Below are 16,204 nucleotides of genomic sequence, written 5' to 3'. Positions count from 1 at the left end.
TAGGCCAACATAGCCCATGCCCATTACTATAATTTTCATCATTGCTCCTTTTTTTTAACTTTCTTATATTTTACATTTATTCAACTTATTTACAATTTATAAAAGCGACCGCCTCATAGGGTCTTAAGACAAGAGTCCTATAGAGGGTGCGATGACTAATAGACCCTGCCAAAAAGTGATAGTCCTTGTAATCCATCACCTTAAAGGCCAAATCTAGGAGGACCTCCTTTTCGGAAAGATTTGCCAAATACAAAATCTTTTCCCCCTTACCTTCCCTGATAAAGGCTAAAACATCAGCTTCCTTTGGCAAAATTTTTGTCATTTTTCCTAGATTTTGAATTTTTTCTTTAAGAGCAAATAAGGCTCGCAAAAATTCTATATCATTATAGTCAAGCCGATTCTCTTCTATAAATAAAGTCCCTTTCAAAAAGAAAAGGGTCATCAAAATTAATCTCTTGGCAGCCTGAGGATAATTTTCAAAATTGATTCCCTTTTGGGGAAAATTTGAAAAAGATAAAGCGAGACCTGCCCCTGCCTTTGCAAAGTCCCTTGAAAACTTGAATAAATCCCCGACTTCACCAAGAGGCCTTATCATAGAAAGGGCAGAAAAATTTGGATTTGCCAGGGCAATTTGGGTATTTTTTCTCGCATCAATTTCCCCCATGGACAAGACTTCCCTATTAAAAAAGGTATTTTTATTTAGTTCTCTGATTGCTGGGAGAAGGTCTTTTTCGCTACTTGCAAGGCTTTCGAGGTCGCAAAAATCAAAGCCTTTTATCCCGTATTTAATTAAGTAAGAAATAAAATGATAAAGGCCCTGCCTGATTTTAGGGTCGGCAAAGTCTATATTTGCTGGGTCTTCGCCCAAAAGTTTTCCCATTTCCTTACCTATATGAAAAGAAATTACCAAGCCAAGGCCGTTTTTTTCGTAGAAATGATTTAAGGAAAAAAGGTCCTCAAGCTCTTTTTCATCAAGCCTTTCAAAGGGCCTAACAAGGAGATAATCAAGGCCCAAGGCCTGGTAAAATTTTATATTTACTTTTAATTTTTTAACCTCCCTAAGGTCGGTTTTTAAAATTATCTTATCCTTCATTTTTAGATCATTTCTATTTTCTAATCCACTTACTTTTATACTAATAAATTTATTTCCTAATTGTTAAAAGACCTGCACAAAACGAGTATTTTTCAAAGCATAGGCCAGAAAAACTTGCTTTCAATTCATCGTAGACAAAGTAATATTCTTCATTATCCCAATAAGCAAGAGATTTTTCCTTGCAATCCTCCAAATCTTCACGATTTTCAAAGGCTACATCCCCTATATATATTTTCCCACCAGGATTTAATAAAGGAAGCAAAGATTTTATAAAGGGAATTTTCTCCTCATCTGTCAGGTGGTGGAGGGAATAGGTTGCAATAATTGCGTCGTATTTTTTCCCTAACAAATTCATGCAAAGACCCTTGGTAAAATCCCCAGAATAAAGCTCTGCCTCCGGCATCTTTTCTTGGGCAATTTTTATCATTTCACTTGAAAAATCCTGGCCAAAAATATGAAGCCCCTTTTCATAAAGTCGACAGGTCAAAGTACCAGTCCCAAAACCAATATCCAAAACTGTATTAGCATGAGATTTCAAAACTTCTCTATATATGGCATTTAAAATATCCTTATAACCTGCAAATGGATAGGTATTCTCCTCATCAGAAAGACCAACGGTCTTATCATAACCATCTGCCCACAAATCAAAGCCCTTATTATCAAGCATAAATCCTCCAAAAATTTTCAAATTCTTATAACTTAATTATACTCCTTTGGTCTTTTTGTGATAAAAAAATAGGACCTAAGCCCTATTTTTCAATATTTTTTCCTATTTCTTTTATATCTTTATCAATCTTATCCAGGTCCTTATCGACTTTGTCAGCAAAATCTTCAATCAAATTAGGGAAGGCTTTGATAAGTCTTCTTTCACCCATCTTGTCGAATTTACTAATTAGGTCAAATCGGATTTGTGCACGTTTGGCTTCGATTTCCTTTACCCTAGGCCTATCAGCTATTTCTTCTCTCTTTTCCTTTATAGCCATGGTCCTATCATAGACACGCTTGCCAATATCGTCTGAAACCTCCCTAATATCCTCACTTGCGGCTTGAAGTTTCTTAAATTTCTTATTTAGGCCAACCAAGGTAAGAATGGTCTGAGCCATATCTACAGCAAAAATCGCAAGTAAAATAATATTCCCATAAAAAATAAACTTCGGATGTAAAAAAGCAAAGAAATTTACAATCAAAGGATGTACTGCCTCGTACAAAACAAAGCAGGCAAGGCCCCAAAGGATTGAAAATTCAAGGCAAATATAGCCTCCCAGATTAAATCTCATGTCAGAATAATCCCACCATTTTTTGTGGAAAATTTTCTCCAAAAGAAAGCCCCCAACAAGTTCAAGAGCTGTGGCTATAAAAATAGATCCAAAAAATAAGTATAACTTATTGGTCTTTGCTATATCAGTCAAAAAATAAATCACACCCAAAGCTCCAAAACCATAAATCGGACAAAGAGGCCCATTCAAAAATCCCCTATTAATAAAACGCCCAGTCTTCACAGCCTGGTAAGAAACCTCCATAATCCAACCAATAAAGGCATAAACAAAAAAATATCCTATATAAAACATAATAAAAACACCTCCTTTAGTTCCTTCTAACTATTATACCCAGATTAAGAAATATTTAACAAAAAAGTGCCCAGGGCTTGGCACACTCGTGTTCCATTTTTATTTTTAAAAATATAAGACATATCCCAATTCTTCTGCAAGTATGTTATCAATAATAAATCCTCCTTCATCAAGTACCCTTATTAGATATAAGCAATATTATAAAGCAAGGCTAATTGTTTACATTTTACAAACTCTCCTTACTTAAATTAAGTCCTATATTATATAAATTTGCAGTATCATTTAAAAAATTCTACTAAATAATTTGCAAAATAACTGTTAGTTTTGCAATCCCTGCCTCATTCAAAAATAAAGTCAGTAATTTTCTTAGCCTCAATGTTAGTCCTTTTTTCAATATCTTGAATAGTCCAAAGTGGATTTGCTTGATTTTCAAACTCCTTAATAATTTGTTTTGCTAGGGCAAAAATACTATCCTTATAGCCCTTTCTTTCCTTAACCGAATTTTGAATTTTACTTCTAAACCAAGCATTTCCAATTGAACGATTTATATCTTCCTCAAGCAAAATTTTATTTCCAAGTTTGTTTACAATTTCAAGAAACTCTTCCTTGTCAAAAATCCCAGCATCTTCTCTTATCTGATCAATATTTTTCCCACTTCGTGGCATAATGTGCTCAATTTCATATTTTTCAGGTAGAATAAATTTTTGTCCATTATCCTTGCAAGCTATATACTCATTTAAAAATACTAATGGATTTTTTGTATAATTTCTTGCTGCTATCTCAATTTCTTCCCTATTCCATTCTTTATTTATATGAGTGTTAATAATATCTTTAATTTCAGATAAGCTTACATTTTTATCTACAAGTTTTATGTTCAAACCGAATAAAAAAGTTTTAAACTTAGAACTTGAATATCCAGTATCAACCAATTCTAAAATCGCAAATAAACTTAGCAGACTTTCAACAAACTCTATTACTAAATTTTCTGTAATTTCATCTACTTCATACCTAAATAAATAGGATATGAGATATAGATTTAAGTTCTCATTAAATTTCGAGCATAATTTCATAATAGAATAATCTTTGATTTGATACCATATTTTTGCTACTTTTAACAATTGAGCTGTAAGCTTTAGCGGGCTTTGAAGAAGCTCACTATTAGTTTCTGTATAATATCTCCTTACACCAGGTGTTGTCACGTTTATAGAACCTTTTTCTGAAATATATTCTTTACTCTGTGACCTATTTATATACATATATTGTTTTAAAACATTGTCAATATCAGTAATCTTATCTTCTTCAAGATTTAAAATTATTTTTTTAAATTCAGACCATTTTATGTTAAATCCTTCTCGGTCTTCTCCTGAGTTAGAATAAAGTTTTGCAGAAATAATATCTGAATCTAAAAGTGGCATTCCATCTGAATTGAGAGAATTAAACATAGTTATAGCTTGTTCGATATTCCAGCTTCGTATTTCTATAATTTCTGATTTATCCAAAATAAATTCTGCAAAAACATTAGCTTCAGAAGGTGTTAATCCTTCAAGCTTTGTATAAAAAAACTTAAAATTTCTAAAAAAGTTAGTGTATTTATTATCCTTTTGTTTAAATTTTATCTTTTCAACTCTTTCTTCTGCTTTTTCAAAGTCTGAACTATTAATTATAGTTTGTAGCTCAGTCTTATACAATTCATTTATAGAATTGTTCTCTAAAATTTGACTAACAGGAGCACTTTCAAGATCTTTTAAAACAGATAAAATCTGACTATCGCTTACTTTAAAAAGAATTTGTATTAATCTATCTCTTTTTTTCTTAAGCCCGTAGGTTAAATCTTCTGATTCTTCATCCTTTTTAGTTTCATCTATAGCCTTAATTATCCTCAGTAAAAGAGCTTTGCATAGAAGGATAAAAGTAGTGGTTCTTTGCTGCCCATCAATCAAACTCAATTTTGTATCATTGTCTTGACAATTTATTATAATGGTGCCAAAAAAATAGGGATCACTTCCATCACTATCAATAAAATCTACTATATCCTGCCATAACTTATCACATTGCTTAATCTCCCATGAATAAGCTCTTTGATATTCAGGGATAGAAAATATAGCTGAATCTTCTAAATCTAAATAATTACCAATCTTTTTTAGTTCTGGATCAATTTTTTTTGCCATATATAATCACCTCTCATAAATATTTTCTAGACTTATATAACTTGAAAACTTTTTTAGAATAGTCAAAATATCCTAAATCTATTTTTTATTCATCTATATTATATCATTTTTAAAAATTTCTTTCAGGCATAAGATATTTTTGTTTTATTGCATTAAAAAAGACCGACGCTTTAACATCGGTCATCCTTAGACTGTAGGAATATTCTTTTTATAACTTTCTCAATCTTCCCCATGATCAGTAATCGGTTCTTCGTTGTTGTCTATGGCTTCTTGGACGGTTTCTTCTGTCTTTTCCTCAATTTGATCGTTGTCTATGTGGGAGCGGTCTATTAGTTTGTTTAGTCTTTCTTGGTCTTTTTTGGTGAAGTCTAGGTCGTCGTCTAGTTTTTTTCTCATGTAGTGTCTGATGCCCAGTCTTTTCATGGATTCTCGTCTGATGGCTGACCTTTCCTTGAAGTAGGCGAAGACTAAAAGGGCCATCATGAATATTCCAATATAGCCGATTATTGGGTAAAAAATTGATACTAATTTCTTAAAGCCTAGGAAGGATAGGATAAAGCCTAGGCCTGTGATTGCCACAAGCATAATTTTAAAACGTCTTTCTTCGCCATTTGAAAATCTCCTTGCTAGGGCATAAAAAAGGGAAATTCCTGTGTTAAAAATCATCCCAAAGACTACCAAAGCCATGATAAAGCCTAAAATTGGGCTGATGTCTTCTATAACATAAAGCATTGGTATGTCAAGATTATATACTTCTTCGACTCTTATTAAGAGGGTCAAGGTTATTAAGACTCCCAAGATTCCAACAATAGCGCCTCCCATTAGGCCACCCTTGCCGGCATTTTCTGTGCTTAATTCGTCTCCACCAAGGACAAGGCCCATGGAAACTGCGGTCATTAGGCACATTCCAAAATAATTTAGGACGGAAAAGACTACATTATCAAAGTTTGATGGAAGTTTAAGGGCAAAGGCATTTAGGCTCTCCCAGTCTGGCTTAAATTTAAGTAGGGTGTAGACAGACCCGATTAGGACAAAGCCCACTATAAAGGGTGTAAATGACCCTATTATCTTGGATACCTTGTTAAAATCCATCATGCCAACGACAATTATTAAAAGGGCACATAAGACCCTACCGACGTTGACATTTACGCCAAAGGCCTGGTTTAGGTTAGATCCCGCCCCTGCAAGCATGACAAAGCCTACTACAAAGCAGGTAAATATCAGTGAAAAGTCCATAAATTTCGAAATAAATTTGTTTGTAATTTCGTCAAAAACGTCTGAATGGTCGGTTGCAAGATAGTGGCTACCGAGGATTAGTAAAATCCCTCCGATAACCATATGTAGTATGCCAACAAGACTGATTCCCACAATCCCGCCCTTGCCAAGCGAAACAAAGTATTGCAAAAGCTCTTGGCCTGAGGCAAGTCCTGCTCCAGTTAGGACTCCAACATAGGCGAGCATTATCTTAAATGTTTGTTTATTCATATTTCCTCCGTCCCACCATGATACCGGAAGAGAAGTTTTTATCAAATTAAACAAAAAAAGACTCCGCAAAGAAGTCTTTTAATTTGAGAATTTTTTTAACCTATTGATTCAAACAGGAAGTCTAATACTTGAAGGATTCCCCCATTTTCGACAAATTAAACAGTCGTTGCTTATGAGGTCATCTTTTCAAGGGCTCTTATATTGGTTATTAGGATTTCATTCCTACCTAAAATCTTAATTAAGCCCATCTTTTCAAAGTTTGATAGCTTTCTCGAAAGGGTTTCTCTCACAACACCGGAATAAGACCCCAGTTCCTCACGGCTTAGGTGAGATGTTATCAAGACTCCGTCTTTTTTGACTATGCCAACATCATCTGCCAAATCCAAGAGGAGTTTGGCGACTTTCATGTCTGCGTTTATGGTCGAAAGCCTGTCTATAAGCTCTTCGCTCCTCCTTATCCTCCTGAAGGATTGGTCTAGGATTTTGATTAGAACTTTGTTATTTTTTTTGAGGATATTATTGAAGTCAATCCTTGATATTATCAGGAGTTTGGCCTTGGTTAAGGCCCTCGCCTCATAGATATATTCTTCCTCAGTAAGGAGGTTGTGGGCGCCAACAAAGTCTCCCTCGCTGTAAATATACATAATCTGCTCCCTGCCGTCAGAAAGGTAGGTGGATATTTTTATAAAACCCTCGAGGATTATATACATAAAATCAGCCGAATCATTGAAGGAAAATATCATATCTCCCTTCCTGTAGGCTAAAACTTGGGGTCTGTACTTAAAACGTTGTAATTCTTGATCTGATAAAAAGGCCAAAAAACTTTTTTCATCTTTTTTGTAGTCATTCATAATTTGCTCCTACAAAGATTTTAACATATTGTTAGCATAAATTTCAAAGTCTTTTGCCTTATCCTTATCCATGGCCTCCATGTTTTCAATCCTATATGGCTTGCCCAAATCTGCATATTTGCACACTCCCAACTTGAGGTAGGGAAGGATTTCTATCTTGTCAATATTTGCCTTTATTGTCCTAATAAAGTCAACAAGCCCATCCATATCCTCCTTGGTATCTGTGACAAAGGGCATCATTACATGCCTAATCCAGACCCTGGTATCAGTTTTTTTGATTGATTCCATAAATTTTATGAGTTTGTCTTGGTAATTTTTTGTTATTTCATAAAAGAAGTAGGGATCATAATGTTTGATATCAAGAAGGATTAGGTCGGCTTCCCTGGCTATATCATCGTAATATTTTTCATCACCCACACCTGAAGTATCCACTGCCACATGGCTTCCTTGTGGAGGGCTCTTATAGTTTCAAGCACAAAAGCCCCACTTGCCAGAGGCTCGCCACCCGAAAGGGTGACTCCACCTCCGTTTTTGAAGTAGGGTTTCATTCTTAGGGCCCTTTTTACAATCTCATCTACCGTCACATCCCTACCGTAGTCTAGGGATTGAGTGTCGGGATTGTGGCAAAATACACATCTTAGTGGGCAACCAGAAAGGAAGAACACTGTCCTTATCCCTGGTCCGTCTACCAGGCCCATTGTTTCAATTGAATGTAATTTTGCCATAAGGCCTCCTTATCTTATTGGTGGTTGTGGAAGGTTCTTTCTAGAACTTCTCTCTTTTGTTCATCTGTAAGTCTGTTGAAGTGAACAGCATAGCCAGAAACTCTGATAGTGAGGTTTGGATACTTGTCTGGGTTGTGGTAAGCATCTAGGAGTTTTTCCCTTTGAAGGACGTTTACATTTAGGTGGAAGGCATCTTGGCCAAAATATCCGTCCATGATGTTTACAAGGTTATCTATTCTCACTTCATCTTCTTTGCCTAAAGCGTCAGGTACTATTGAGAAGGTGTTTGAAATACCGTCTTCGCATACACATTCATAAGGAAGTTTAGCTACAGAGTTTAGGCTGGCAAGAGCACCTGATTCGTCCCTTCCGTGCATTGGGTTTGCACCTGGAGCAAATGGTTCGCCTGCCTTTCTGCCGTCTGGTGTTGTACCTGTCTTTTTACCATACATTACATTTGATGTAATTGTAAGGGCAGATAGGGTTAATTTTGCATTTTTATAGGTAGCGTGTTTCTTAAGTTCATTTGAGAAATAGGTTAGGATGTCAACAGCGATTTGGTCTACCCTGTCATCATCGTTACCATATTTAGGGAAGTCACCCTCTGTTTCAAAGTCGATTGCTATGCCATTTTCATCCCTAACTGGTTTTACTTTTGCATATTTGATTGCAGAAAGTGAGTCAGCTGCGATTGAAAGACCTGCCACACCTGTTGCTAGATTTCTCTTTACATAGGTGTCATGAAGGGCCATTTGACCTGCTTCATAAGCATATTTATCGTGCATGAAATGGATAACATCGAGGGTCTTCACATATAGGCCTGCTAGTTCAGATAAGACTTTTTTATAATTTGCAAGAACTTTGTCATAGTCAAGGTATTCTGTTGTGATTGGCTCAACATCATTAAATAACCTAATTATGCTACCATCCTTGTTTTTCTTCTTTTCATCAACTCCACCATTTATTGCATAAAGGAGTGATTTTGCAAGGTTGGCACGAGCACCAAAGAATTGCATTTCCTTGCCAACTTCCATAGCAGATACACAACAAGCTATAGCATAGTCATCGCCGTACATATTTCTCATTAGGTCATCATTTTCGTATTGGATAGAATCTGTCATGATAGAAACCTTAGAACAGAACTTCTTCCAACCTTCAGGAAGTTTTTCAGCCCAAAGGATTGTCATGTTTGGTTCTGGAGCTGATCCTAGGTTAATAAGGGTATTTAGGTATCTAAAGGCTGTCTTTGTTACAAGAGTCCTACCATCTAGACCCATACCACCGATTGATTCTGTAACCCAAGTTGGATCTCCACCGAAAACTTCATCATAGTCTGGAGTTCTTAGGTGGCGAACAAGTCTTAATTTGATAACAAGTTGGTCAATTATTTCTTGAGCGCCAACTTCATCAAGGATGCCCCTATCCATATCTCTCTTGATATAAATATCTAAGAAGCCTGCATTTCTACCAATTGACATGGCTGCACCGTTGTTTTCCTTAACAGCTGCAAGATAGCCAAGGTATAAAAATTGGGCTGCTTCTCTCGCATTTGTAGCAGGTTTAGAAATATCTATACCATACTTAGCTGCCATATTTTTAATCTTGCCAAGAGCTCTGATTTGCTCGCTAACTTCTTCCCTTAGTCTGATAGTTGCTTCTAGGTTATTTTCGTCAATTTCTATCTTATCTAGGTCTTTTTTCTTTTCTTCAACTAGTCTGTCGATACCATAAAGGGCAACTCTTCTATAATCGCCGATTATCCTACCACGGCCATAGGCATCTGGTAAACCTGTTAAAAGACCAACGTGTCTGGCTGTTCTCATATCCTTGGTATAGGCATCAAAAACACCCTCGTTATGAGTCTTTCTAAATTCTTTGAAATATTTTGCTTGAACAGGATCCATCTCTTGGCCATAAGCCTCAAGAGATTGCTCAACCATCCTATAACCACCGTAAGGGTTAACTATTCTTTTCAAAACTTCATCAGTTTGAAGACCAACTATGACCTCGTTTTCCTTGTCAATATAGCCGGCATCAAAACCATCTATAGAAGAAAATCTACTTGTATCTGCATTCCTGTAAGATTCTCTGATTTCTTTATTAATCAAATCCTCTACAACAGCAAATAATTTTGTAGTCTTTTCGCTCTTACCAGCTAAAAAATCATCTCCACCTTCATATGGGGTATAATTCTCTTGGATAAAGTCACGAACATTGATTTCATCTTTCCAAAGTTCGCCCTTAAATCCATCATATGCTTTTACGTCCATTTTTGCCTCCTAATATATATATTATAAAAAACCGAAGTTTTTTTCTTATCTGCCCCTATTTTATAGTGAAAAAACTTTCTTGTCTGTGATTTGGGTCACTTTGATATAAAAAAAACAAGCCCAATCGCTTGTCTTTAATAAATAAATATAAGTCTTATAGTATATAAGGCTCATATTCACTAAGTTCTAGTATTTTTATTTTTCCTTTTAATAATATGCAATCCTACTATAATAGTTAGCCAATAAGTAAGCTCTCCTAAGAAAATAATTAATAAGGCTTCTTTCTGGTGGGGACTATTCATTTGTAAATCTTCAAAAAAAGTTATAGCTGTAACAAAAATTACCACTATGTTAATTCCAATAGCTCTCTTTATAATCCTGCTCATTTTCTAACTCCTACTAATTGCTGATTCCTTTGACAAAGTCGTGTGATTTATTCTAATAAAATAATACCAGCCTAGTATTAAATCACAAGATGTTTTCTCTACTAAAATAGCTTTTCCTGACAAAAAAAATTTCACTATATTATCACTTGGAAAACCATTTGACATTTTTCCTATTTTTAGTAATATTTATATAGATAAAAGGCTTAGGGTTTAAATCCATGAAGGACTTACCAAGAAGGTAGACCTAGCCACTTATCTTTGATTTATCGACATTCATGAAGGGTGTCTTGTTTTCGTACGAGAAAATGAGACTCCTTTTTTTATGGAGGAATTATGAAAAATGATTTGGATAAGTATTGGCAAAACAGGGCCAAAACTTATGATGATGGCGTGCTTGAGGAAATCGATCATGGCCACAAAGAGGATTGGGCAAAGCTTTTAGGCTCCTACCTGCCAGAGGATTTGACTGACAAAAAGGTCTTGGACTTAGGTTGTGGACCCGGTTTGTTTTCCCTAATCATGGCAGAAAAGAAAGCTTTTGTGACAGCCTTTGATAAGTCATCGAAAATGCTTGAGATGGCAAAGAAAAATTTAAAAGCTTTCCAAGGTCAACTTGACTTTGTGGAAGGCGATTGTGAGGGGGATTTTTTTGAAAAAGAGTCTTTCGATTACATTTTGTCTCGAAACCTCACATGGATGTTGTCCTTGCCTTCTAAAACCTATACGCTTTGGAAGTCCTACCTCAAAAAATCTGGCAAGCTAATAATTGTTGATGCGGCTTGGTATTCCTATGTTTGGTGTGAAAATTATTCCAAACTTGCTGAGAAAAATTTATTGGCGGGCATAGATGCAGGTTACGATATGAGGGTTTCTTTTGATGAGGCTGACCTTTGCGAAAGTCTTGCCAAGGATTTGCCTATGACCTATGTAAAAAGGCCAGATTTTGACCTAGCCCTTCTCGATAAGATAGGCTTTGCCAAGATTGAAATTAAGGAAAATATAGACCCCCTTGTCTATGACGAGGCCTTTCAAATAGCCTACAGGTCTTCACCTTCCTTCATAATTGTGTGTACGAAAGGAGTTGATTGATTGTATTTTATCAAAAAAATTAGTCAGGCTGTTTTTGTCCTCTTTGTGATTTCATTTCTTGCCTTTATGGCGAGTTTTTTGGCAGAAGGCGACCCGGTTGAGATGTATTACATAGCTAGACACAAGCCAGTTCCCAGTGAGGAAGTTTTGGCAAAGGCTAGGGAGGAAAAGGGCTTAAATAAGCCAGTTATAGTCCAATACAAAAATTGGTTAGTCAAGTTTATATCTGGTGATATGGGTACTTCCTATATGGATGACAGGCCAGTTTTCGATAAGATTAAAAACGCCTTGCCAGCAAGTCTATACCTTGCTGTACCAGCCTTTTTATTTACCTTTATCTTTGCCATAACGGCGGCGCTCATCTGTATATACTTTAAGGATTCATTCATAGATAAGGCCATAGATTTTGCTAGCTTCATCCTGGCTTCTATCCCTACTTTTGTCTATGGGGTTGTGCTTTTAATCCTTTTTGCAGTTAAGCTTAAGTGGTTGCCTGTTATTTCTAGAGGCCACGATAATGGTTGGATTTTGCCAGCCCTCTGCCTTGCTCTACCGATGATTGGTAAGTACACTAGACAAATCCGTTCTGCCATGGTTGAGGAATACAAAAGCCAATACGTTACAGCCTTCGAAGCTAGGGGCTTTAAGAAAAAATTTATTATTTTTAATAGCGTTTTTAAAAATTGTGCAGGACTAGTTTTAAATCTCATGGCCATGTCCTTTGCCTACCTTTGTGGAGGGGTCACTATTGTTGAACACCTCTTTGTTTGGCCGGGTCTAGGCTCTTTGATTATGGATTCTATCCTCTTTAGAGATTACCCAACCATCCAAGCCTTTGTATTTTTGAGTGCCTTTATCTACTTTTTGTTGAATATGTTGGCAGATATCTTGTATAAGCTTGTAGACAGGAGGGTAGATTTAGGATGAAATTAGAAAATTTAGTCGTAAAAAAATCCACCATCAAGGTGAGAAAAAAATCTAAAACCCTCTATGTTTTGGGATTTTCGATAATATTATTAGTAGTAATTGCCTTGTTTGCAGATAGGCTTGCGCCAAATTTGCCAAACGAAACTATGCCAAAAATTTCCCTTAGCCCACCGAGTAGAGAATATCCTTTTGGCACAGATACCTATGGCAGGTGCGTCTTATCTAGGGTCCTCGTTGGCTTTAAGACAAGCCTTTTACCAGCTATTATCCTAGTTGCCCTTTCAAGTCTGATAGGCACTAGCCTGGGACTTTTTGCCGGCTACTATGGTGGCTTTTTAGACGTAGTTCTTATGAGAATTACAGATATTTTTATGGCATTTCCCTCCCTCTTGCTTGCCATTTTCATAGCAGGCGCCATGGGAGGTGGAATAAAAAATGCGTCCTTGGCCCTCCTCTGTCTGGGTTGGACCAACTACGCACGTATAGTAAGGTCTTTCGTCATGGTTAATAAGGAAAAACTTTACGTTATTGCATCCAAAATTTCTGGTGAATCTGATTTGAGAATCATATTTTTCCATATCTTGCCAAATATGATGGATGTTTTGATCGTAACCATGTCCCTACAAATAGCGACCATGATGGTATCCCTTGCTGGCCTATCATTTTTAGGCCTGGGCTCTGCCCTTCCCCAAGCAGAATGGGGATCAATGATTTCAGAAAATGTAAGATACATCCAAACCGCCCCTTGGACAGTTTTGTTTCCAAGCTTGTTTCTTGTTTTCTGTTCTGCATTTTTCAATTTTTTGGGCGATAAATACAAAAAAGAATTTTCAAAATAATAGGAGGAAGAAATGAAAATTTTAAAAAAATTTGGTCTAACATCACTCTTGGCTCTTGGAATTTTACTCTCAGCTTGCTCTTCAAATAAGCCAGCAGAGGACAAAAAGGATGCCAAGGAAAGTACAGAAGTTACAGAAACAGCTAAGAAAAATTCTAGCGAAGAAAAAGTCCTTACAATCGGTTCTTCATATGTTTACGCATCTTGTGATCCTCACAAGGATTGGAACGGTTGGGAACTTGTAAAACTAGGAGTTGGTGAAACACTTTTTGATCTAGCAGATGATTACAGCCTAAGGGGTAAACTCGTAGAAGATTTCAAAAATGTCGACCCAACCACTTGGGAATTTACCCTAAAAGATGGTCTTAAATTCTCAAACGGCAAGGAAGTTACAGGTGAAGCTGTAATTAAGAGTCTACAAAGAACTATTGCAGAAAATCCTGAAGCTGCCAGCTTAAAGGATGCAGAATTTACTGCTGATGGCAATAAGATTACCATGAAGACAAAGGAAGCAAATGGCAAGGCCCTAAACTCCTTGGTTGACCCACACTTTATAATCTGTGATGTCGATGATACAAAGGACTTTGATGCCAGCCCAATTTGTACTGGTCCTTACCAAATTTCTGAATTTAAACCAGAAAACGAAATCACCCTTGTTAAAAACGAAAATTACTGGAATGGAACTCCAAAACTAGATAAAATTGTAAACAAACTTGTTAGCGAATCAACAACCCTTGGCCTTGCCCTAGAATCAAAGGAAATCGACATTGCCCAAGTAGATACAGAAACAGCTGACAAGCTCCAAGATAACCCAGAATACACAGTATCTAGAACACCAAGCTCTAGGGTTTACATGATGTATGTAAAAGGTAGTGCAGTTTCAAATCCAGAAGTTAGGGAAGGTCTCTTTAAGGCAATCGATAGGGAAGAAATCGCCAAAGACCTCCTAAAAGACGGTATAGACGTTGTTTACAGCCCATTTGCTCCAAGTCTTCCATTTGCTTTACAAAAAGAAGATGTAGATACTTTCGACTTAGAAAAATCTAAAGAATTGTTAGGAAAAACTAAACCAGATTCAGAAAAATCTTACACAATGAAGTTCTACGAAAGACTAAATATTCCAAAGATTGCTACCCAACTCCAATCACAATTTACTAAAGCTGGCTGGAAGATTAACGCAGTTCAAGATGAAAACTCTAAATATGTAAACAGTGGCGACTATGATCTTGGTATGTACGGTGTTGTTACCCTAAGAGTTGGTGACCCATATGAATACCTAAATTCTGTATTTGGAAGCGAAGGTCCTGCAAACTACAATGGTTACAAGAATGAAAAAGTAGATGAGCTTCTAAAACAAATGAAGACCGAATTTGATGAAAATAAGAGAAATGAACTTTCAAAAGAAATCCTAAAAACAGCCCTAGCTGACAGGATGCACTACTTTATAGGAAATGTAAAGGTAGATATAGCTGCCCAATCCTATGTTAAAAACTTTGAAGTAAGCCCATTTGAATACAGAATCATAAACGTAGATACTGATATAGAAAAATGAAATTGCTCGAAGTAAATAACCTATGTGTAGCCTACGGAGACAAGGAAGTTGTCCACGACCTCTCCTTTTCCCTTAAAGAAGGCGAAATCCTGGGCCTGGTTGGAGAATCAGGCTCAGGTAAGTCAAGCCTTCTAAAGGCCATTTGGGGGCATAGGGAGCCTGACTTTAATATTAGGGGTGAGATTAAAAACTCAAAAGACTACGGGATTATTTTTCAAAATCCCTACTCATCCTTCAACCAAACTAGCAAGATAAAAAAACATTTCTACTTTGAAGCCAAGAGCAAGACTTCAATGACAAGGGAAGAAATTTATAAGAGGGCCAAGGAAGTTTTAGACCCTCTTGCCTTCAAGGATGTTGACGAAGTCCTAAATTCCTATCCCTACCAAATGAGTGGTGGTATGCTCCAGAGGATTTCCATAGGGCTTGCTTGCTTTCTAAAACCTGGTTTTATCATTGCAGACGAACCAACATCTGCCCTTGATACCCATTCAAAAAAACACGTTCTCGAGGAAATGGTCAAACTAAAAAACGAAGGCATATCCACCCTTGTGGTTACCCACGATATGGCAGTTATAGATAAGATTGCCGATAGGGTTATGGTTCTCTTCCACGGCCACCTAATAGAGTCAGCCGACAAGGATACTATAATGAATAATCCTATCCATCCTTTTACCAAATCCCTAATCAGGGCTGTGCCAAGGCTTGGCAAAAACCTGGTTTCCAAGGTATCTTACAAGGACTTTGACTACAAGGATGTAGAAACCTACCTACAAAAACCGACCAAAGACCACTATGTTGCCCACCTAAGGATTGTCTATGAATGAAATAATTAAATTCGAAAATATTTACCAGAAATATGGTAAGAAAGAAGTTTTAAAAGATATAAATTTTTCCATCGAAGAAAAGCAAATCCTAGGGCTTTTGGGCGAATCCGGCTCAGGTAAATCTACCATTGCCAAGGTCCTAACAGGGATAGAAAGTCCTTATAAGGGAAATATTAATATTTTTGGCCAATCATTTTATCCAAAAAATACCATAACTAGAAAGAAACTCTACAAGGATATACAAATGATTTACCAAGATTCTACCAACTCCTTTGACCCAAAATTAACCATCGGTGCAACCATAGACATGGCCCAAAAAAACTTACTAGGTCTTGACCTTAAAAAGGCCCAGGAAAATACAATGAAAATGTTAGAAAGAGTTGGTCTTGACCCAAAAATGGCTTATGCGTCAAAACCAACAGACC

At 36.5% G+C, this 16,204-nt stretch carries 16 protein-coding genes; 6 read left to right on the top strand and 10 right to left on the bottom strand.

All coding sequences use genetic code 11. From position 1 onward, the window contains the following. Positions 1-85: 85 nt before the first annotated feature. From RQ907_RS03775 to RQ907_RS03730, 10 genes are all read right to left on the bottom strand, one after another. On the bottom strand, positions 86-1,093 hold the full coding sequence (locus RQ907_RS03775; RefSeq protein WP_311492065.1) for an alpha-glucosidase C-terminal domain-containing protein: 1,008 nt from the start codon (positions 1,091-1,093) through the stop codon (positions 86-88). A 49-nt stretch (positions 1,094-1,142) separates the two neighbouring features. After that, entirely contained in the window at positions 1,143-1,760 is a 618-nt protein-coding gene (locus RQ907_RS03770; RefSeq protein WP_311492064.1) for a methyltransferase domain-containing protein, read from the bottom strand. An 82-nt stretch (positions 1,761-1,842) separates the two neighbouring features. After that, a complete protein-coding gene (locus tag RQ907_RS03765) occupies positions 1,843-2,661 on the bottom strand; it encodes a putative ABC transporter permease (RefSeq protein ID WP_311492063.1) in 819 nt (272 codons plus the stop codon). Positions 2,662-2,999: 338 nt separating this feature from the next. Next, a complete protein-coding gene (locus RQ907_RS03760) occupies positions 3,000-4,829 on the bottom strand; it encodes a DUF262 domain-containing HNH endonuclease family protein (protein ID WP_311492062.1) in 1,830 nt (609 codons plus the stop codon). A 219-nt stretch (positions 4,830-5,048) separates the two neighbouring features. Further along, positions 5,049-6,314, bottom strand: coding sequence for a hypothetical protein (locus tag RQ907_RS03755; protein WP_311492061.1), 1,266 nt, complete (start codon positions 6,312-6,314; stop codon positions 5,049-5,051). Positions 6,315-6,484: 170 nt separating this feature from the next. Then, on the bottom strand, positions 6,485-7,165 hold the full coding sequence (locus RQ907_RS03750; protein WP_311492060.1) for a Crp/Fnr family transcriptional regulator: 681 nt from the start codon (positions 7,163-7,165) through the stop codon (positions 6,485-6,487). 9 nt (positions 7,166-7,174) lie between these two features. Beyond that, positions 7,175-7,603 (bottom strand): hypothetical protein, encoded by a 429-nt coding sequence (locus RQ907_RS03745; protein WP_311492059.1) that lies wholly within the window; start codon positions 7,601-7,603, stop codon positions 7,175-7,177. Beyond that, positions 7,552-7,890 carry a 4Fe-4S cluster-binding domain-containing protein gene (locus RQ907_RS03740; protein WP_311492058.1) on the bottom strand — a complete coding sequence of 113 codons (339 nt, stop codon included), beginning with the start codon at positions 7,888-7,890 and terminating at the stop codon, positions 7,552-7,554. Before RQ907_RS03740 ends, RQ907_RS03745 begins: the two co-directional genes overlap by 52 nt. A gap of 14 nt (positions 7,891-7,904) precedes the next feature. Further along, entirely contained in the window at positions 7,905-10,160 is a 2,256-nt protein-coding gene (gene pflB / locus RQ907_RS03735) for a formate C-acetyltransferase (protein ID WP_311492057.1), read from the bottom strand. Between the two features lie 179 nt (positions 10,161-10,339). Then, positions 10,340-10,546, bottom strand: coding sequence for a hypothetical protein (locus tag RQ907_RS03730; protein ID WP_311492056.1), 207 nt, complete (start codon positions 10,544-10,546; stop codon positions 10,340-10,342). Positions 10,547-10,879: 333 nt separating this feature from the next. On the opposite strand from RQ907_RS03730, the gene RQ907_RS03725 reads away from it, so the two are divergent. The 6 genes from RQ907_RS03725 to RQ907_RS03700 form a co-directional block, all read left to right on the top strand. Further along, positions 10,880-11,635 (top strand): class I SAM-dependent methyltransferase, encoded by a 756-nt coding sequence (locus RQ907_RS03725; RefSeq protein ID WP_311492055.1) that lies wholly within the window; start codon positions 10,880-10,882, stop codon positions 11,633-11,635. Beyond that, complete coding sequence (locus RQ907_RS03720) at positions 11,636-12,562, top strand: ABC transporter permease (RefSeq protein ID WP_311492054.1); 927 nt, start codon at positions 11,636-11,638, stop codon at positions 12,560-12,562. Continuing rightward, positions 12,559-13,401: an ABC transporter permease gene (locus RQ907_RS03715; protein ID WP_311492053.1), complete on the top strand. Its 843-nt coding sequence runs from the start codon at positions 12,559-12,561 to the stop codon at positions 13,399-13,401. The genes RQ907_RS03720 and RQ907_RS03715 overlap by 4 nt, the downstream gene beginning before the upstream one ends. A 12-nt stretch (positions 13,402-13,413) precedes the next feature. Further along, positions 13,414-14,952, top strand: a complete 1,539-nt coding sequence (locus tag RQ907_RS03710) for an ABC transporter substrate-binding protein (protein ID WP_311492052.1) — start codon at positions 13,414-13,416, stop codon at positions 14,950-14,952. Next, positions 14,949-15,779 (top strand): ABC transporter ATP-binding protein, encoded by an 831-nt coding sequence (locus tag RQ907_RS03705; protein ID WP_311492051.1) that lies wholly within the window; start codon positions 14,949-14,951, stop codon positions 15,777-15,779. Before RQ907_RS03710 ends, RQ907_RS03705 begins: the two co-directional genes overlap by 4 nt. Next, positions 15,772-16,204: ATP-binding cassette domain-containing protein (locus RQ907_RS03700; protein WP_311492050.1), on the top strand; the 433-nt coding region annotated here is incomplete at its 3' end. The genes RQ907_RS03705 and RQ907_RS03700, both read left to right, overlap by 8 nt.

The organism is uncultured Anaerococcus sp. (assembly GCF_963510575.1).
Classification (GTDB): domain Bacteria; phylum Bacillota; class Clostridia; order Tissierellales; family Peptoniphilaceae; genus Anaerococcus.
The sequence above is the reverse complement of the archived record's forward strand: the minus strand, read 5'-3'. Positions and strand labels throughout refer to the sequence as shown.